Origin of the sequence: Pseudomonas sp. UBA6562 (genome assembly GCF_002434265.1) — a bacterium.
In the GTDB taxonomy this organism is placed as follows: Bacteria; Pseudomonadota; Gammaproteobacteria; order Pseudomonadales; family Pseudomonadaceae; genus Aquipseudomonas.
This window is the reverse complement of the sequence record NZ_DJJS01000004.1, coordinates 42686-60499: the sequence shown is the minus strand read 5'-3', so window position 1 is coordinate 60499 and position 17814 is coordinate 42686. Positions and strand designations below refer to the sequence as shown.

Sequence of the window (17814 nt, the reverse complement as noted above, 5' to 3'; positions counted from 1 at the left end):
CACTCCCAGGATTCGTTCGATGCTCAAGGCTTTGCGTTACGTCGGCTGGCCCCTTCTGACCGGGATCATGATCGCGCTGTTGGTGATCCAGCGTTTTCCCCAATGGGTGGGCCTGCCCAGCCAGGACGTCAACCTGCAACAGGCGCCGCAGAGCGGCCAAGTGGTCCAGGGGCCGGTGTCATACGCCGACGCGGTCACCCGCGCGGCGCCGGCGGTGGTCAACCTGTACACCACCAAAGTGGTCAACAAGAACGCCGCCCACCCCCTGTTCGAAGACCCGCAGTTCCGCCGTTTCTTCGGCGACAACCTGCCCAAGCAGCGGCGCTGGGAGTCGAGCCTGGGCTCGGCGGTGATCATGAGCCCCGAAGGCTACCTGCTGACCAACAATCACGTCACCAGCGGCGCCGACCAGATCGTGGTGGCCCTCAAGGACGGCCGCGAAACCCTGGCGCGGGTCATCGGCAGCGACCCGGAAACCGACCTGGCGGTGCTCAAGATAGACCTCAAGGACCTGCCGGCCATTACCATCGGCCGCTCCGACACCCTGCGCATCGGTGACGTGTCGCTGGCCATCGGCAACCCGTTCGGCGTCGGCCAGACGGTGACCATGGGCATCATCAGCGCCACCGGGCGCAACCAGTTGGGCCTGAACAACTACGAAGACTTCATCCAGACCGACGCGGCCATCAACCCCGGCAACTCCGGTGGCGCGCTGGTCGACGCCAATGGCAACCTCACCGGCATCAACACCGCGATCTTCTCCAAGTCCGGCGGCTCCCAGGGCATCGGCTTCGCCATTCCGGTAAAGCTGGCGCTGGAGGTGATGAAGTCGATCATCGAGCATGGCCAGGTGATTCGTGGCTGGCTGGGCATCGAGGTGCAACCGCTGAGCCCGGAGTTGGCCGAATCGTTCGGCCTCAAAGGCCGTCCGGGCATCGTCGTCGCTGGCATCTTCCGCGAAGGCCCGGCGGCGCGGGCCGGGTTGCAGGTCGGCGACGTGATCCTGAGCATCAATGGCGAGCCGGCCGGCGATGGCCGCAAGTCGATGAACCAGGTGGCGCGGATCAAGCCCAACAACAAGGTGGCCATCGAAGTGCTGCGCAACGGCAAGCAGCTCAAGCTGATCGCCGAGGTCGGCCTGCGCCCGCCACCGGCGCCGGTGGTCAAGCAGGAAGAGAAGTGACCGTCGAGGCGACCGGCCCGGTGTGGCCACGCATGGCGGCGATAAAACCTGTAGGGTGACGCCATGCTTTCGTCTTGGAGGCCTGTGCGAAAAGTCTTGGGGTGAAGGTCGGACATAGCTGTTTCCAACGCAGCACCGACGAACCTTCAAGGCTTTCATGCAGGCCCTACCTACCCACTGGCTGGCGTTTCCCGCACTCGATCCGGAAAGCGCCCACTTCATGGAGCCGCTATGACCGAACCGTTGATTCTCGAACCGCAAAAGACCGCCGATGCCTGCGTCATCTGGCTGCACGGCCTGGGCGCCGACCGCTACGACTTCCTGCCGGTGGCCGAAGCGTTGCAGGGAGGCCTGCTCAGCACGCGCTTCATCATGCCCCAGGCGCCTACCCGCGCGGTGACCATCAACGGCGGCTACGCCATGCCCAGCTGGTACGACATCAAGGCGATGAGCCCGGCACGGGCCATCGACGAGGCGCAGCTGGACGAATCGGCTGCGCAGGTGGTGGCACTGATCGAGGCCGAGCGCAGCAAGGGCATCGACCTGTCGCGCATCTTCCTCGCCGGCTTCTCCCAAGGTGGCGCAGTGGTGCTGCACACCGCCTATGTCGCCTGGCAGGAAGCCTTGGGCGGCGTGCTGGCATTGTCGACCTACGCCCCGACCTTCGGTGACGGACACCAGCTCAGCGCCTGCCAGCAGCGCACGCCGGCGCTATGCCTGCATGGCGTGCACGACCCAGTGGTGATCCCTTCGATGGGCCGCACCGCCTTCGAATACCTCAAGCAATGGGGTGTGGCGGCAGAGTGGAAGGAATACCCGATGGAGCACCAGGTGCTACCGGCGGAGATTCAAGACATCTTCGACTGGTTGGCCGCGCGCCTGCGCTGATCGGCGCCGCCACCTTGTAGTTGCCTGCGAACCGTACTACGCCGCGCATGGAAGTTGCTTTACACTGCCCGGCGTACATTCCTTAATCAGTTGATGAGACGACCGTGCTCAAGGCACTCAAGAAACTATTCGGCAAGGACGAGGCCGCCCCCCAGGCCGCCGCGCCCGCTGCCCCCGCGATGCAACCGCCGCCGGCCGCCACTGCGCCGGCTTCCCCGCCATCTCCAGCGCCGACCCACGCCACCCCGCCCATGCCTACGGCTGCCAGCGAGCCTGTCGAACCCGCCGCCAAAGCCAAACCCCGTCGCGAGCGCAAGCCCAAGCCGCAGGCCTCGTTGTGGAAGCTGGACGATTTCGTCGTCGAACCGGCCGAGGGCAAGACACGCTTTCACGACTTCAAGCTGTCGCCCGAACTGATGCACGCCATCCACGACCTGGGCTTCCCCTACTGCACGCCGATCCAGGCCCAAGTGCTGGGGCACACCCTGCGCGGTCAGGACGCCATCGGCCGCGCGCAGACCGGCACCGGCAAGACTGCGGCCTTCCTGATCTCGATCATCGCCCAGCTGCAACAGACGCCGCCGCCCAAGGAGCGTTACATGGGCGAGCCGCGCGCACTGATCATCGCCCCCACCCGTGAGCTGGTGGTGCAGATCGCCAAGGACGCGGCGGCGCTGACCAAATACAGCGGCCTGAACGTCATGACCTTCGTCGGCGGCATGGATTTCGATAAGCAGCTCAAGGCCCTCGAAGCCCGCCACTGCGACATCCTGGTAGCGACGCCGGGTCGCTTGATGGACTTCCATCAGCGCGGTGAGGTGCACCTGGACATGGTCGAAGTGATGGTGCTGGACGAAGCCGACCGCATGCTCGACATGGGCTTCATCCCCCAGGTACGGCAGATCATCCGCCAGACCCCGCCCAAGGTGGAACGCCAGACCCTGCTGTTCTCGGCCACCTTCACCGAGGATGTGATGAACCTGGCCAAGCAGTGGACCACCGACCCGGCCATCGTCGAGATCGAGCCGGAGAACGTGGCCAGCGACACCGTCGAACAGCACGTCTATGCCGTAGCCAGCAGCGACAAGTACAAGCTGCTGTACAACCTGGTGACGCAGAACGGCTGGTCGCGGGTCATGGTCTTCGCCAACCGCAAGGACGAGGTACGGCGCATCGAAGAGCGTCTGGTGCGCGACGGCATCAACGCCGCGCAGTTGTCGGGCGACGTGCCGCAGCACAAGCGCATCCGCACCCTGGAAAACTTCCGCGAAGGCCGCGTGACGGTGCTGGTGGCCACCGATGTGGCGGGCCGTGGCATCCACATCGACGGCATCAGCCATGTGATCAACTTCACCCTGCCCGAAGACCCGGACGACTATGTGCACCGCATCGGCCGTACCGGACGTGCCGGGGCCAATGGCGTGTCGATCAGCTTTGCCGGGGAAGACGACTCGTACCAGTTGCCGGGCATCGAAGAGCTGCTGGGGCGCAAGATCAAATGCGAAATGCCGCCTGACGAGCTGCTCAAGCCTGTACCTCGCAAAGCCTAGTCCTTCGGAGCGGGCGCTGCCCGCTCCCGCAAGGTCACCAGCGCTGCGCCGCGTCCTGGTCGCTCTGCCTGCCCTCGACCCAACGCGGTCCCTCGCCCGTGGTTTCCTTCTTCCAGAACGGAGCACGGGTCTTCAGGTAATCCATGATGAAGTCGCAGGCGGCGAACGCCGCCTGGCGGTGCGCGCTGGCCACGCCGACGAAGACGATCGGTTCGCCCGGCGCCAGTGCGCCGATGCGGTGCAACACCTCGACCTTGAGCAGCGGCCAGCGCTGTTCGGCTTCGGCCACGATCTTGGCCAGGGCCTTTTCGGTCATGCCGGGGTAGTGTTCGAGGAACATCCCCGCCACCTCGCGACCGTCGTTGAAGTCGCGCACGTAGCCCACGAAACTCACCACCGCGCCCACGCCGACGTTCGCCGCCTGCATGGCGTTGACCGCCTGGCCCGGATCGAAAGCGCCTTCCTGCACGCGTACGCTCATGTTCACCCTCCTGTCACGGGCGGAAAGAATGCGACTTCGTCACCTTCTTCGAGCGGTTCGGCCAGCCGGCACAGGTCCTGGTTGCGCGCGCACATCAGGTTCTGCTCGGCCAGTACGGCATAGGCCTCGCCGCGGGCGATCAGGGCTTGACGTACATCGTCGACGCACGCGAACTCACCCACCAGGGCTTCGCCGTCCAGGCCCAACTGCTCTCGATAACGGGCGAAATACACCACCTGCACGTTCATGAGGCGCCCGCCATGAAGTCGCCGCTCTTGCCGCCGCGCTTTTCCAGCAAGCGCACCTGCTCGATGACCATGCCTTTGTCCACCGCCTTGCACATGTCGTAGATCGTCAGCGCGGCCACGCTGGCCGCTGTCAGCGCCTCCATCTCCACGCCGGTCTGCCCGGCCAGCTTGCAACGGGCCTGGATCAGCACACAGGCGTCGCCTTCGGCGCGCAGCTCGACCTTGACGCTGGTGAGCATCAGTGGATGGCAGAGGGGAATCAGGTCGCTGGTCTTCTTCGCCGCCTGGATGCCGGCGATACGCGCCACGGCGAACACGTCGCCCTTGGGGTGCTCGCCGTCGACGATCATGCGCAGGGTCTGCGGCAGCATGCGCACGCGGGCCTCGGCCACCGCCTCGCGGGCGGTGACGGCTTTCTCGGTGACGTCGACCATGTTGGCCCGCCCCTGGGAATCAAGGTGTGTCAGCACTGCTCTGCTCCTGTGAAGGGAGCTGCGAGTGTAAACCCAGGACCGCGCTTGCGCAGGGAAAAATCGGGCGGCGAACCGCCCGATGCCTCACCTTACATATGCGACTCGGCGTATTCGGCCAGCACCGAACGCGGCACCCCTTGCAGGGTGATGTGCACACCGTGGGGGAAATCCTTGAAGCGCTCGGTGAGGTAGGTCAGGCCCGAGCTGGTGGCGGACAGGTAGGGAGTGTCGATCTGCGCCAGGTTGCCCAGGCAGACCACTTTGGAACCGGCGCCCGCCCGGGTGATGATGGTTTTCATCTGGTGCGGGGTGAGGTTCTGGCATTCGTCGATCAGGATCAGGCTCTGCTGGAAGCTGCGGCCGCGGATGTAGTTGAGGGATTTGAACTGCAACGGCACCCGTTCGAGGATGTACTCCACGCTGCCATGGGTGCTTTCGTCGTCCATGTGCAGGGCTTCGAGGTTGTCGGTGATGGCGCCCAGCCAGGGCTCCATCTTCTCGGCCTCGGTGCCGGGCAGGAAGCCGATCTCCTGGTCCAGGCCCTGCACGCTGCGGGTGGCGATGATGCGCCGGTAGCGCTTGCTGACCATGGTCTGCTCGATGGCCGCCGCCAGGGCCAGGATCGTCTTGCCCGAACCGGCGGCGCCGGTCAGGTTGACCAGGTGGATGTCGGGGTCGAGCAGCGCGAACAGCGCCAGGCTCTGGTGGATGTCGCGCGGCTTCAGACCCCAGGCTTCCTGGTGCAGCAGCGGTTCCTGGTGCAGGTCGAGCAGCAGCAGCTCGCCCTCGCGTGCGCCCTTGATCCAGCCCACGAAGCCTTGTTCGTCGATGATGAATTCGTTGACGTGCACCGCCGGCAGGGCCTCGGCCAGTTGCACGCGGTGCCAGGTGCGCCCGCGCTCCTGGCGGGTGTCGACCTTGCTGACGCGGTCCCAGAACGAGCCTTTGACCGAGTGGTAGCCCTTGGATAGCAGAGAGACGTCGTCGACCAGTTGGTCGGTGCTGTAGTCCTCGGCGGCGATGCCGCAGGCGCGCGCCTTCAGGCGCATGTTGATGTCTTTGGTGACCAGCACCACGTCGAGGTCGGTACGCTTTGCGCGCAGTTCCAGGAGCTGGTTGATGATGATGTTGTCGTTCAGGTGCGCAGGCAGCACATGGGTCGTTTCGTTGCGCGGGCTCATCAGGATCGACAGAAAGCCCTTCGGCCCGCTCTTGCCACGCTGGATCGGCACGCCCTGCTCCACCGCACTGGGCGTGGCGTCGCCAAGCGTCTGGTCGATCAGGCGGATGGCCTGGCGGCAGTCGGCGGCGATCGATTGCTTGCCGGTCTTGAGCTTGTCGAGTTCCTCCAGCACGGTCATCGGCAGGGCGACGTGGTGCTCCTCGAAGTTGAGTAACGCGTTGGGGTCGTGAATCAGGACATTGGTATCGAGGACATAGAGGATTGGCTTGCTGGAGGAAGGGGTGCGTCCTTGGTCATCCATACTCGGTCACCTTATATCGAAGCCACGTAGCACGTGCCGCTGCGCTACAGATTGACCGCCGTTCTCCCCGTATCCGCGTCGTTACGGGCGGGGGGCACACCTGGCAAGTAGGAGTCTGGATGACGCCACCTGTACTGCAGGATTCGGCTGTCTGGCTTCTTTCATACCGCAAAACCCATGACGGGAAAAAGCACTTTCATGCGGATATGCAGTTTATTTTTCCGATCGCCCAAGCGACCTTGCGTACAGTCGAACGACGGCTAAAGTGATAGGCCTCGCCCTGGCGCTTCAGCGCGTCGACGAGCCATAGGCGTGGCAGTCTTCCCAAGCCAGACCGCTCTGCGCGGTGTTCTCCAGCAACCACTCGACGGCCGGCTGCGCCTTGTCCAAGTTGTCGTGGAACTGCACCACGCCCTTGCGCCACAACAGCATCAAGGTCAGCACGCGCTGCGCCGAGGCCTGGCTGTCGAGGGTGCCGTCGTCCTGGGCGTCGATGTCCCACAGCGACACCTGCAACCCCTGGCTGGCCATGAAGCCGTCGCCGTCGCTGCGCCGCTGCCCATAGGGCGGACGGAACAGCGGCACGTACTGCGCCGGCAGATCGCCCTGCACCCGCGCCTGGCTACGCCGCAGCGAGTCCTGCCAGCCCTGCCATTGGGCATGGGAGCGGTATTCCCAGCCCTGGATGCCGACGCACTGGTGCGCATACAACGCGCGCAGCGCCTCGACCGAGCTGGCGTTGCGGCGTTGCTGCAAGCGGTTGCCGAGCACGAAGAAGGTGCCCTCGACCCGCTGGCGCCGCAGGTAGTCGGTCAGCCCGTCGGTGGCGCCGCCCGGCGCACTCGGGCCGCCGACGAAACTGAGCAGGAACACCCGGTCGTTCAGGGTTTCGCCATCGCGCTCGGCGTCCGAGAGCCGCTCCACTTCGCTGGAGGTTTGGCCGAGCAGCGCCGCCTTGCGCAACTGCTCGTCGAGGTAGCGCTGGTGGAAGCGGTAGCTCGGTTCGACCCAACCGGTATAGAACTCGCCGACATCTTCGGCGAATTGCGCGGCCTGGGTGCGCAACTCGGCCAGACTTTCCAGCGGGTAGCAGAACGAGGCGTCCTGCTCGCAGCTCAGCTGCGCCTGCTGGTAGTTTTGCCACAGCCGCTGCCATAGCCGCGCCCGCACGGCGCGCACCTTCTGCAGGTTGACCTGGCGCAGGCCCAGACGCGCCGCCAGCGCCGCTTCGTCGAGCTGCTCGCTGTCGTTGAGCGCCCGTGCGAAAGAGAGGATTTCCGCACGCGAAGCGACGTCGAACAGCACCGGGCTGTCCAACCGCTCGGGCCACGCTGCGCGATCGAGATTGACATAGGGCGAGACGGGCGCGGCCGGTACGGCCAAGCTCAACAAGCCGGCCAGCAGGCCCAGGGCAATGCGCACGATCGATCACTCCGCAAAAGACATGGCCGGCACTATAGCCTCTGCCCCGCCTGAGGTCTGCGTTCGTCGCCACGCCGATTTGGCCTTGCACGACCTGCGCCGTAGAATCCCTCATCGACTTCAGGAGCCGAACCGATGCTGACGGTGATTTCCCCCGCCAAGACCCTCGACTACGACACCCCGCCCGTCACCGAGCGCTTCACCCTGCCGCAGCACCTCGAACATACCGAGTTGCTGATCGCGCAACTGCGCGAGCTGACGCCGGCGCAGATTGCCGCCCTGATGCACCTTTCCGACAAGCTCGCCGGCCTCAATGCCGCACGCTTCGGCAGCTGGAACGCCGAGTTCAGCCCGGCCAACGCCAAACAGGCGCTGCTCGCCTTCAAGGGCGACGTCTACACGGGCCTGGATGCCGAAAGCCTCGGCGAAGACGATTTCAGCTATGCCCAGGACCACCTGCGCATGCTCTCGGGCCTGTATGGCCTGTTGCGCCCCCTCGACCTGATGCAGCCCTACCGCCTGGAAATGGGCACCAAACTGGCCAACCCGCGCGGCAAGGACCTCTACGCCTTCTGGGACACGCGCATCAGCCAATGGCTGAACCAAGCCCTGGCCGACCAGGGCGACGACCTGCTGCTGAACCTGGCCAGCAACGAGTACTTCGGTGCGGTCAAACGCAGCGCGCTCAAGGCCCGGGTGATCGACGTCGACTTCAAGGACTTGAAGAACGGCCAGTACAAGATCATCAGCTTCTACGCCAAGAAGGCGCGGGGCATGATGAGCCGCTTCGTGATCCAGCAGCGCATCGAAGACCCGCAGCAACTCCAGGGCTTCGACGCGCAGGGCTACTACTACAGTGCCGAGCAGTCCAAGCCGGACCACTTGGTGTTCTTGCGCGACCAGGCGCCGGCCTGACGCGGCAACGGCAATGCCGCTCGCGCCACTTCCGTGCGAGCGGCGCGAGCAGGCGAACGCGTCGAACGTTTACAGATCGAGCGTCAGCGAGCCTTTGCTTTTGTACGAGCGGCCCAGGTACGAGAATCCCACCTCGAACTGGATGTCGATGTTCCGGCCAGGCGTGAAGTTCACCGTACCGGGGCTGAGTAGCGTGGCTGGCACGACCGACTGGTGGAGGGTCATGAACGCATCCACAACGGTCGGGTTCGCGGGGTCGTGATAGGCGAGGGTCAACAACACCCCCAGCGAATTCAAGCCGCCCTGGACGTTCTCGTCCTGTCTTACCCAGACCGAGCCCGGTTTGTCAGGCGTGCCGGAATAGCTGAAGTGGTCGGCGACGAACCCTGCGTTGGTCGCCAGTTCGGGGTCGAACGTGGCTGACGCCACACCCGAAGCGTCGGCTTTCGCGGCCGGTGTCGCCGACACCGAGAATGCGCCGTCCTTGACCTCGATATCATGGTCATTCTCGTCGACGGCCGTGAATTCGAACTTGCCCTGGATGATCGCCCGGTCGCTTTCGCCCCGTTTGAAGTCCTTGAGCTTGCCGCCTACCGCCGCCCCTGAATGGTCGCCGCCTACGTAGGCCGAGACGCCATGCTCGCCGATGTCGTGATTGCCGTCGGCAAGGTCCTCGGGAAAACCGATGTAAACGAACTGGCTCCTGTCGTTGATGCCGATGACCCCACCGGATGGGTCGATCGTGGTGGTGAGGGACGTTGGTTTACCGTCGATGGTGGCGCTCATGTAGCCTTGATCGTGGGTAGCGTTCTCGGAAGTCGTCATGTCAGTTCCCTGTGCGCACGGAGTCGCAGTTGCGTGGTGTTGCTGCCTACCAGACAGCTCTCGGCGACTACCCTAGAGCCAGCGGCGCTCGATCTGTACTGGCAGAAATGCCAGGCGCCTGGCCCGCACGCGCCGTCAACGGCTTGCCCAGGCCGCGTCCTGCCACGCGTCCATGCCTCACACTGCACCGCAGCCGTAGCCGCCCAGGCGCTTTGAACCCCAGATCGAATACCGCTAGCATGGCCAAACCACCTCCCACCCAGGCTCGCATTCCATGCTCATCGGCGCGTTGTTGCTGCTCACTTGGCTGGCCCTGCTGTTGCGCTATCCGCAAAAGGCCTTGCCGCTGTCTCTGGCAGCCGTGTTCGGGCTGGGTATGGTCGCGGCGTGGGTCGCCTGGCAAGACACCCGTGAAGCCTCGCAACTGGCGCGGCTCGACCTGCGGCTGAGCTATACGCCCGACCGTTGTCCGGCCGATCGGCCTTTGCAGGTGCAGATGACGAATGCAAACGCGGCGCCGCTGAGCGAACTGCGCTGGCGCATCGCTGCCTATGCGCCAGGCGACACCGTCAACCTCGCCGAAAGCACCTACAGCGCACCACGCTATCGCGGGCCGGGCGAGTTGCAGGCCGGCGCCCAATGGAGCGACTGCCTGCCGCTGCCGCCACTGCGCAGTGGCTATCGCCCACAGACCCTGGAGTTTCGTGCCGAGCACCTGCAAGGACGCTTCGCCAACTGAGCGAGGTACGCCCAGAGAACAATGGGCCGAACGCCCTCCTTCCCTCGCTCGGTGCATACCCCATCGAGAGCGCAGACTCTCGGTGCTCACAGCGAAGCCCCCTGGCCGACACCGACCGGCTCAGCCCATCACCTGGAAAAACGCCTCCTCGAAGCGTTGCATCTGCGCCACATCGCCGACGCTGACCCGCAGCCAACTCGGCCAACTCGGCCACACCCGCCCCACCAGCACCTGTGCCTTGGCCAACGCCTCCACCACACCTTCGGCCGGCCGCCGCACATCGACCATGAAACAGTTGGCCTGCGAGGCCGTGCAGCGCCAGCCCGCCTGCCGCAGCCGCGCCAGGGTCGCGTCGCGCAAGCGCTGGTTGTCGCGCTTGCGCTGCGCGACCAGGAGGCCGTCCTGCAAGCTGGCCAGGGCGCCGCGCAGGCTGGGCTCGGCGCCGACGTTGTAGCCGTCGAACGCCTCCAGGCGTTCCAGCAGCGCGGGTTGCCCAATGGCCAAACCCACCCGGGCGCCGGCCATGCCGTACAGCTTGGAGAAAGTGCGCAACACCAGCAGGTTAGGGTGCCTGGCGATCAATGGCAGGCAACTGGGAGCATCGCTGAAGTGGATGTAGGCCTCGTCGACCACCACCACGGTGTCGGACGGCGCCTTGGCGATGAGCCGCTCGAGCGCTGCCGCCGGGGTCAGAGTGCCGGTAGGGTTGTTGGGGTTGCACAGGTAGAGCATGCCCGGCGCGGCGTCGGCGGCCAGCATGGCGTCCACGTCGTGGGCGTGGCGGGCATCCAGGGGGATGGCATGCACCCGCGTGCCGCGCACCTGGGCAGCATCGACCGGCGCTTCGTAGGAGGGTTCGGCCACTACCAGGCTGGGCGGGCCGGTGAAGGCATGCACGGCGTATTGCAGGGCCAGCTTGGAGCCGCAGAACACCTGCACCTGGTCTTCGCTCACGCCGTTCTGCCGCGCGAATACCTCGATCAACTCGTACTGCAACGGGTAGGGATAGCGGCCGCAACCGGCAATCCCCTCTTGCATGGCCGCTTGCGCCGCCACGCTCGGTCCCCACGGGCTCTCGTTGTAGTTGAGCCGCACGGGTGACGGTTCGGCACGTGCTGGCAATGCCCAGCTGACCTGGCCGAGCAGCGGCAGGGCCGCACCCAGCCCGACAAGGCGACGACGCGATAAACCTTCCATGTGGTAGTGCCTCCAAGGGGTCGATGCCTAGAGAACGCCTGGCGTGGAACGGTCTTTAGGGTGGCACGACGCCATGCCCGGCCGCTCCAAAGCGAGCCTGCAATGCCTGGTGCCAGTCAGTTGAGGGTAAACAGCGTTGATTGGGGCTGATCGGAACGCCGAACCGGCCGCTCCAACAGGATTTGTGTGGGGGGTAAGCTGGGTGCAGGTCTTGCAGTCGGTCAGCATTTTGTTGGAGCGGCTTTAGCCGCGATGGCCTGCGCAGCAGGCCTTATTCAGGCAGACATCGTAGAGCACCTGACGCAACCGATCGCAGTCATTAGGCCTGCTTTGCAGGCCGTTACGGCTCCGATTGCTCAACGGATCGGCATTAGCCTGCAATACGCCTGATTGCGCGCATTGCCCCGCGCACTCTGCCAGACTTCCCCTCCCTGCCCTCGCCACGGTCCCACGTCATGCCCACTGCTCTGATCACCGGTTGTTCCAGCGGCATCGGCCGCGCCTTGGCCGACGCCTTGCGCGATGGGGGCTACCAGGTCTGGGCCACGGCGCGGCAGGCCGGCGATGTCGAGCGCCTGGCCGCGGCCGGCTTCACCGCCCGTGCGCTGGACGTCAACGACCGCCCTGCGCTGCTGCGCCTGGCCGATGAGATGCAGGCGAGCGGCGCAGGCCTCGACCTGCTGGTCAACAACGCCGGCTACGGCGCCATGGGCCCGCTGCTCGACGGCGGCGCCGACGCGCTGCGCCAGCAATTCGAAACCAACGTGTTCGCCCTAGTGGACGTGACCCGCGTGTTCTTCCCGCTGCTGCGCCGCAGCCAGGGCACGGTGGTCAACATCGGCAGCGTGTCAGGGGTGCTGGTCACGCCGTTCGCCGGTGCCTACTGCGCTTCCAAGGCGGCCGTGCACGCCCTGAGCGACGCCCTGCGCCTGGAACTGTCGCCGTTCGGCATCGCCGTCATGCAGGTGCAACCCGGCGCCATCGCCTCGCAGTTCGCCAGCACCGCCCAGCGCCAGACGGCCGAGGTGATGCGGGCCGATTCGCCGTGGTGGCCCTTGCGTGCGCAGGTCGAGGCGCGTGCCCGGGCTTCGCAGGACCATCCCACCCCCGCTGCGCAGCTCGCCCGCGGCGTGCTCGCCGCACTGGAGCGGCGCCCACTGCCGGCCGTGGTGCGCCTGGGCAATGGCAGCACCGCCCTGCCTCTGCTCGCCAGGCTTGTGCCGCGGCGCCTGCTGGACTGGGCGCTGCGCAAGCGCTTCGGGTTACTGCGACGGTTGTGAAGCAGGCGCCGCTTCGAACGCTTCCCAGCCCCCGCCCAGCGCCTTGTACAGCCCCACCATGGCCTGGGCCACCGCCGCCGAACTGTCGATCCACTGCTCTTCGCTGGCCAGCAGCGCGCTTTGCACGCTGAGCACGTTGAGAAAGTCCACTGCCCCTTCCACGTACTGGCGCTGCGCGGTCTGCAAGGCGATGCGGTTCTGCCGCACGGCTTCGGCCAGGTGGTCGCGGCGCAACTGGCTGGCGTTGTACAGGCGCAGCACGTCGTCGATCTCATGCCAAGCGCCGAGCACGGTCTTGCGGTAGTTCACCGCCGCTTCCTGCTGCTGCGCCTCGCGCAGTTGCAGCACGCCCTTGAGCCGCCCACCCTCGAAGATCGGCAGCGACAGTTGCGGGCCGACGGCGAAACGGCGCGCGCTCCAGCTGCCCAGGTCGGCCAGTTGCAGCGACTGCAAGCCCACGCTGCCCGACAAGCGGATGCTGGGGTAGAAGTCGGCCTGGGCCACGCCGATGCTGGCGGTGGCGGCATGCAGGCGCGCTTCGGCCTGGCGGATGTCCGGGCGGCGTGCGGCCAGTTGCGACGGCAGGCCGATGGCGAAGCGCTGTTGCGGCTCGGGCACGGCCCCAGGGGCCAGCAACTGCGCCTGCAAGCGCCCGGGCGGCTCGGCGGCGAGCAGGCTCAAGGCGTTGATCAGGTCGTCGCGCCGGGCCTGCAAGGTCGGCAAGCGCGCCTCGATGGAGGCGACTTGCGCACTGGCCTGGGCCACGTCCAACTGGGTCGCCACCCCTTCGTTCAAACGGTCTTGCGACAGCGCCAGACCATGCCGGGCGAGCTTGAGGTTGTCTTCGGTGACGCCCAGGGTGCGTTGCACGGCGCGCAGTTGAATGTAATCGCGCGCGGTTTCGGCGAGCAGCGTCAGCAGCACGCCGCGACGGTCGTCCTCGGCCACCTGCACGTTGGCATCGGCCGCCTCCACCTGGCGCCGCACCCGGCCCCAGAGGTCCAGTTCCCAGCCGGCGGTGAGGTCGCCCTGCCACAGGCTATAGGCGGACTTACCGGCATTGCCGGACGGATCGTTCAAACCTTCGGCGCTGTTGCGCGCACGGCTGTAGCCGGCCTCGGCATCAACCGACGGCAGTTCTTCGCCGGCCACCGAACTGCGCGCGGCGCGGCTCTGCAGCACACGGGCGCTGGCCAGTTGCAGGTCGAGGTTGCGCGCCGTCACCTGTTCGATCAGAGCACTGAGACGGGCGTCGTGGAAGTTGTCCCACCAGCGCTGCTGGAGGGGGTCGGCGCTTGGCTGACTGCGCGCGGCCTCACCGCGCGGCGACGACCACTGCGCCGGGGTCTGGCTGTGTGGCGCCTGGAAATCCGGGCCCAGGCTGCACCCGGCCAGGGCTGCGGCCAGCAGCAAAGGGCTGAGACGGGCCATCGCCTTCATCGCGCGCTGACCTCGCGGCCAACGGGGCTATCGACGTGGCTGCCGGCATCGGTCTCGATGCTGGCCTCGACCGACATGCCGACGCGCAACCGCTCCAAGCCGGGCTGGTCGGCATCGAAGACGATCTTCACCGGGATGCGCTGCACCACCTTGGTGAAGTTGCCGGTGGCGTTGTCGGGCTTGACCGCGGCGAAGGTCACGCCGGTAGCCGGCGCGATGCTCTGCACGTGGCCGTGCAGGCTGTGCTCGGCGAAGGTGTCGACCCGCAATTGCACGGGCTGGCCGGGCTGCACGTGGGTCAGTTGCGTCTCGAGGAAGTTGCCGACCACATAGGCGTCGGCCAGCGGCACCACCGACAGCAGCCGCGTGCCGGGGCTGACGTAGGCACCGACACGCAGCGCGCGCTCGCCGACCATGCCGTCGACGGGTGCGGTGATGCGCGTGTACGACAGGTCCAGGCGTGCCTTTTCCACCTCGGCCTCGGCCTGCTTGAACTGGCCTTGGGCGCTGTCGCGCTGGGCGCTGAGCACATCCACCTGCTTGCGGGCGGCGAGCAAGGCCGCCGCACTGTTGGCCTGCTGCGCGCGCGCTTGTTCGACCCGGCTGCGCGCCTGCTGGGCGTTCTGCACGGTGCCGGCGCCCTGCTCGGCCAGGCGCCCGTAACGGCCCACTTCGTGTTCGGCGAAGGCCGTCTCGGCCTTGGCCGCTCGCACCGCCGCTTCGGCCTGGGCGATCAGCGCGGCCTGGCGCTCGAGGGTCGCCTGGGCATTGGCGCGCTGCGCCTGGGCCACGCTCTGCCGGGCCAGGGCGGCGTCCAGGGCGGTTTGATAGTCGCGGTCGTCGAGGGTGGCGAGCAGTTGCCCGGCCTTGACCTGCTGGTTGTCCTCGACGAGCACCTGCTTGATGAAGCCGGCCACTTTCGGCGCGACCACGGTGTAGTCGGCCACCACGTAGGCGTCTTCGGTGCGTTGCCGGTGGTCGCTGCCCAGCAGCCAGCGGCCGGCGAGCACGGCCAGCGCCGCCACGGCGAGCACGCCGGCGATGATCAGGGTCTTGCGGTTGTCCTTCATGTCAGCGGTTCTCGGTCACAGGTTCAGGCCACCGCGCGCGGCGGGTAGACCCGGGTAGGTACGAAAGGAATCAGGCAGATCAGCGCGACGCCGATTCCTGCCATCACCAGATACAGGTCGGCCGAGGTCAGCACCTGGGCCTGTTCGTGGATGCGCTGGGCGAGCCCGGCGGCGCGGTCGTCGAGCTGGGGCGCGTTGCCCAGGCTGTCGACCAGGTGGTTGGAATGGAAATGCCGGCGCCAGGTGCCCAGCAGCTCCAGCACGGCCGTGGCCACCACCGCGGCCAGGCCCTTGACGGTGTTGAACCAGGCCGAGGCGAACGGCCCCTCCTGGGGGCTCATGCCGTTGGTCGACAGCATCAAGAGCGGCAGCACCGCCATGGGCTGGCCGAACACTTGCAGCAGGTAGATCGGGTAGAAGTCGTCGCGAATCCAGGCGCTGGTCAGTCCGTTGCTGCCCAGGCACGACAGCACCAGCAGACCCAAACCTGCGGCCAGCACCCAGCGGCAATCGACGGCGCGCAGGTTGCACAGTGCCGCGGTCAGCGGCAGCGCGAGCAACTGCGGCAGCGCCACCAGCAGCATCAGCGGGCTGGTCTGCGCCGGCCGATAGCCATGGATCTGCGCCAGGTACGCCGACGGCAGGCTGCCCGAACCGGACAGCACCACCAGTACGCCGGCCAGGGTCACCAGCGCGAAGGCCAGGTTGCGCCGCGACAGCAGCCGCAGCTGGAAGAACGGCACCGGTTCCGACCACTCGTTGTACAGAAACAGCACCAGCAGCAAGCCACCGCTGCCCAGCAGCGCCGCGATCAGCGGCGAGTCGAACCAGCCCCAGCGATCGCCCAACGACAAACCCAGCACCAGGCAGCTCAAAGCCGGCAGCCCCAGCAGCACACCGCGCCAGTTGAACTGGGCGAAGCGCTCCAGGCGCAGAGGGTCTTGCGGCAAGCCCCAGGCCACGCAGGCCATGGCCAGCAGCGACGGGCCGATGATCTGCCAGAACGCCCATTGCCAGCCGACGTACTCGGTCCACAGGCCCGCCAGCGGCGTGCCCAGGTTGGGGCCGAAGGTGGCGGTCAACGCATAGCAGGCCAGGCCGTAGATCTTGATGCCTGGCGGTAAAAAGCGCAGCGCCACGCTCATCAGCATCGGCGGCAAGGCGCCGGCCGCCAGCCCTTGCAGAATGCGCAGCAGCATCAGGCTGTGCAGGTTCGGCGCGAAGGGTTGCAGCAGGCCGAGCACGGCGAACAGGGCGATGGCGCACAAGGTGAAACGGCGCAGGGAAAAGGTGGTGGCCAACCAGGGCGAAAAGGCCATGGCCGATACCGAAGCGGCGCTGTACACCGCCAACAGCCAGGCGCCTTCGTCGGCGCCGATGCCCATGCCACCGCGGATGTCGGCCAGCGACAGCTTGGTCACCGCTTCGTTGAGGCCGGCGCACAGCACCGCCAGCAGCACGCCGAACAACCCGGTCACCACACGCGGGCCGAACGCCGATTGCGCCGGCGCGGCCGCTGGCGGCGCAGGGGCGAGCGCCGCCGGTGGGTTGAGCGACACCGCCATGCCTGAAATCTCCAGCAATAATTTGATGCTGGGCAGTCTAGAAAGATCGAATGCTTACGAAAACTGACTTATCGGCAGTTTTACTTTGCGTACGACGCAATCGGCAAGCGTTGGTTTCAGACCCACTGGCCCTCTTCACCCATCTCCATCTGGCAACAGGCCTTGAGGGTCTGGCGCAGCCAGCGGTGCGCCGGGTCGTTGTGGTAGCGCGGATGCCAGGCCTGCATCACCGTCACCCGCTCCATCGGCAGCGGAATGTCGAAGGCCCGTAGCGGCAGGTCGAGCTTGTTGACGCTGGCGAGGATGTTGGCCGGCATCGGCAGGATCAGGTCGGAATCGGGCAGGGAAAACATCGCCGAATGAAAGCTCGGCGTGATCAGCGCCACATGCCGTTGCACCTTGTGCAGCGCCAGTTCCGCGTCGATCGGTCCGTTGGCGCGGCCACGGCGCGAGACGCTGATCTGCGGGTAGGCGGCGAAGCGCTCGGGGGTGATCGGGCCGTCGAAGATCGGGTGCTCGCGCCGGGCGAGGCCGATGTAGAGGGTGTGGAACAGGCGCTGCACCTTGATCTCCGGGCCCAGGTCGATGCTCGAACTGATCAGCAGGTCGGTGCGCCCGTCGCGCAGCACCGCGTCGTCGTCCTGGCCGCCTTCGGGCACGAAGCGCAACACGGTGCGCGGCGCCTGTTCGTGCATCATGCGCAACAATTGCGCCCCGTACAGGGCGATGAACAGGTCGTTGGTGCGGATGTTGAAGGCGCGGTCCAGGTTGGCCAGATCGACGCTCTCGGCACTGCGAAACACCTGGCCGGCCTGTTCCACCAAGTGGCTGACCTGCTCGCGCAGGGCCAGCGCCCGTGGCGTCGGCACCAGGCCGCGCCCGGCACGCACCAGGATCGGGTCGCCCAGCGCCTCGCGGATGCGTCCCAGGGTGCGGCTCATGGCGGCGGGGCTCAGGTTCATGCGTTGGGCCGCGCCGACCACGCTGCCCTCGTCAAGCAAGGCATCGAGGGCGACCAACAGGTTCATGTCCGGCAGTGGCATCGGGTAATGTC

Annotated in this window: 17 protein-coding genes; 6 read left to right on the top strand and 11 right to left on the bottom strand. The window is 66.5% G+C overall.

The genetic code is table 11. The features are described 5' to 3' along the window. Positions 1 to 19 precede the first annotated feature (19 nt). From algW to rhlB, 3 genes are all read left to right on the top strand, one after another. Positions 20 to 1183 (top strand): Do family serine endopeptidase AlgW, encoded by a 1164-nt coding sequence (gene algW, locus B4M43_RS04470; protein WP_296264579.1) that lies wholly within the window; start codon positions 20 to 22, stop codon positions 1181 to 1183. A 231-nt stretch (positions 1184 to 1414) separates the two neighbouring features. After that, positions 1415 to 2071 carry an alpha/beta hydrolase gene (locus B4M43_RS04465; RefSeq protein WP_296264577.1) on the top strand — a complete coding sequence of 219 codons (657 nt, stop codon included), beginning with the start codon at positions 1415 to 1417 and terminating at the stop codon, positions 2069 to 2071. Between the two features lie 104 nt (positions 2072 to 2175). Beyond that, on the top strand, positions 2176 to 3621 hold the full coding sequence (gene rhlB, locus B4M43_RS04460; RefSeq protein ID WP_296264576.1) for an ATP-dependent RNA helicase RhlB: 1446 nt from the start codon (positions 2176 to 2178) through the stop codon (positions 3619 to 3621). 34 nt (positions 3622 to 3655) lie between these two features. Here the strand turns inward: rhlB and moaE are convergent, their stop codons facing one another. The 5 genes from moaE to B4M43_RS04435 form a co-directional block, all read right to left on the bottom strand. After that, positions 3656 to 4102, bottom strand: coding sequence for a molybdopterin synthase catalytic subunit MoaE (gene moaE, locus B4M43_RS04455; protein ID WP_296264575.1), 447 nt, complete (start codon positions 4100 to 4102; stop codon positions 3656 to 3658). Between the two features lie 2 nt (positions 4103 to 4104). Then, positions 4105 to 4350 (bottom strand): MoaD/ThiS family protein, encoded by a 246-nt coding sequence (locus tag B4M43_RS04450; RefSeq protein ID WP_296264574.1) that lies wholly within the window; start codon positions 4348 to 4350, stop codon positions 4105 to 4107. Further along, the gene (gene moaC, locus B4M43_RS04445) at positions 4347 to 4820 is read right to left on the bottom strand and encodes a cyclic pyranopterin monophosphate synthase MoaC (RefSeq protein ID WP_296264573.1); all 474 of its coding nucleotides are present in this window, start codon (positions 4818 to 4820) and stop codon (positions 4347 to 4349) included. Before moaC ends, B4M43_RS04450 begins: the two co-directional genes overlap by 4 nt. 92 nt (positions 4821 to 4912) lie before the next feature. Further along, positions 4913 to 6307 carry a PhoH family protein gene (locus B4M43_RS04440; protein WP_296264572.1) on the bottom strand — a complete coding sequence of 465 codons (1395 nt, stop codon included), beginning with the start codon at positions 6305 to 6307 and terminating at the stop codon, positions 4913 to 4915. Positions 6308 to 6595: 288 nt separating this feature from the next. Next, positions 6596 to 7729, bottom strand: a complete 1134-nt coding sequence (locus tag B4M43_RS04435) for a polysaccharide deacetylase family protein (RefSeq protein WP_296264571.1) — start codon at positions 7727 to 7729, stop codon at positions 6596 to 6598. A gap of 135 nt (positions 7730 to 7864) precedes the next feature. Between B4M43_RS04435 and yaaA the strand changes: the two genes are divergently transcribed. Then, on the top strand, positions 7865 to 8644 hold the full coding sequence (gene yaaA / locus B4M43_RS04430) for a peroxide stress protein YaaA (RefSeq protein ID WP_296264570.1): 780 nt from the start codon (positions 7865 to 7867) through the stop codon (positions 8642 to 8644). A 69-nt stretch (positions 8645 to 8713) separates the two neighbouring features. Here yaaA and B4M43_RS04425 read toward each other — a convergent pair whose 3' ends face one another. Further along, positions 8714 to 9469, bottom strand: a complete 756-nt coding sequence (locus B4M43_RS04425) for a hypothetical protein (RefSeq protein WP_296264569.1) — start codon at positions 9467 to 9469, stop codon at positions 8714 to 8716. Between the two features lie 274 nt (positions 9470 to 9743). Here B4M43_RS04425 and B4M43_RS04420 point away from each other — a divergent pair, with 274 nt between their 5' ends. After that, positions 9744 to 10208 (top strand): multidrug transporter, encoded by a 465-nt coding sequence (locus B4M43_RS04420; protein ID WP_296264568.1) that lies wholly within the window; start codon positions 9744 to 9746, stop codon positions 10206 to 10208. Positions 10209 to 10328: 120 nt separating this feature from the next. Here the strand turns inward: B4M43_RS04420 and B4M43_RS04415 are convergent, their stop codons facing one another. After that, positions 10329 to 11405, bottom strand: coding sequence for an aminotransferase class I/II-fold pyridoxal phosphate-dependent enzyme (locus B4M43_RS04415; RefSeq protein ID WP_296264567.1), 1077 nt, complete (start codon positions 11403 to 11405; stop codon positions 10329 to 10331). A 455-nt stretch (positions 11406 to 11860) separates the two neighbouring features. Here B4M43_RS04415 and B4M43_RS04410 point away from each other — a divergent pair, with 455 nt between their 5' ends. Further along, positions 11861 to 12685, top strand: a complete 825-nt coding sequence (locus B4M43_RS04410) for an SDR family oxidoreductase (RefSeq protein ID WP_296264566.1) — start codon at positions 11861 to 11863, stop codon at positions 12683 to 12685. On the opposite strand, the gene B4M43_RS04405 is transcribed toward B4M43_RS04410, so the two are convergent. The 4 genes from B4M43_RS04405 to B4M43_RS04390 form a co-directional block, all read right to left on the bottom strand. Then, a complete protein-coding gene (locus B4M43_RS04405; protein ID WP_296264565.1) occupies positions 12668 to 14125 on the bottom strand; it encodes an efflux transporter outer membrane subunit in 1458 nt (485 codons plus the stop codon). The genes B4M43_RS04410 and B4M43_RS04405 overlap by 18 nt on opposite strands. Beyond that, positions 14122 to 15195 carry an HlyD family secretion protein gene (locus B4M43_RS04400; protein ID WP_296264564.1) on the bottom strand — a complete coding sequence of 358 codons (1074 nt, stop codon included), beginning with the start codon at positions 15193 to 15195 and terminating at the stop codon, positions 14122 to 14124. The genes B4M43_RS04405 and B4M43_RS04400 overlap by 4 nt, the downstream gene beginning before the upstream one ends. 23 nt (positions 15196 to 15218) lie before the next feature. Continuing rightward, the gene (locus B4M43_RS04395; protein WP_296264563.1) at positions 15219 to 16760 is read right to left on the bottom strand and encodes an MFS transporter; all 1542 of its coding nucleotides are present in this window, start codon (positions 16758 to 16760) and stop codon (positions 15219 to 15221) included. A 116-nt stretch (positions 16761 to 16876) separates the two neighbouring features. Then, on the bottom strand, positions 16877 to 17803 hold the full coding sequence (locus B4M43_RS04390; RefSeq protein WP_296264562.1) for a LysR family transcriptional regulator: 927 nt from the start codon (positions 17801 to 17803) through the stop codon (positions 16877 to 16879). Positions 17804 to 17814: the final 11 nt, after the last annotated feature.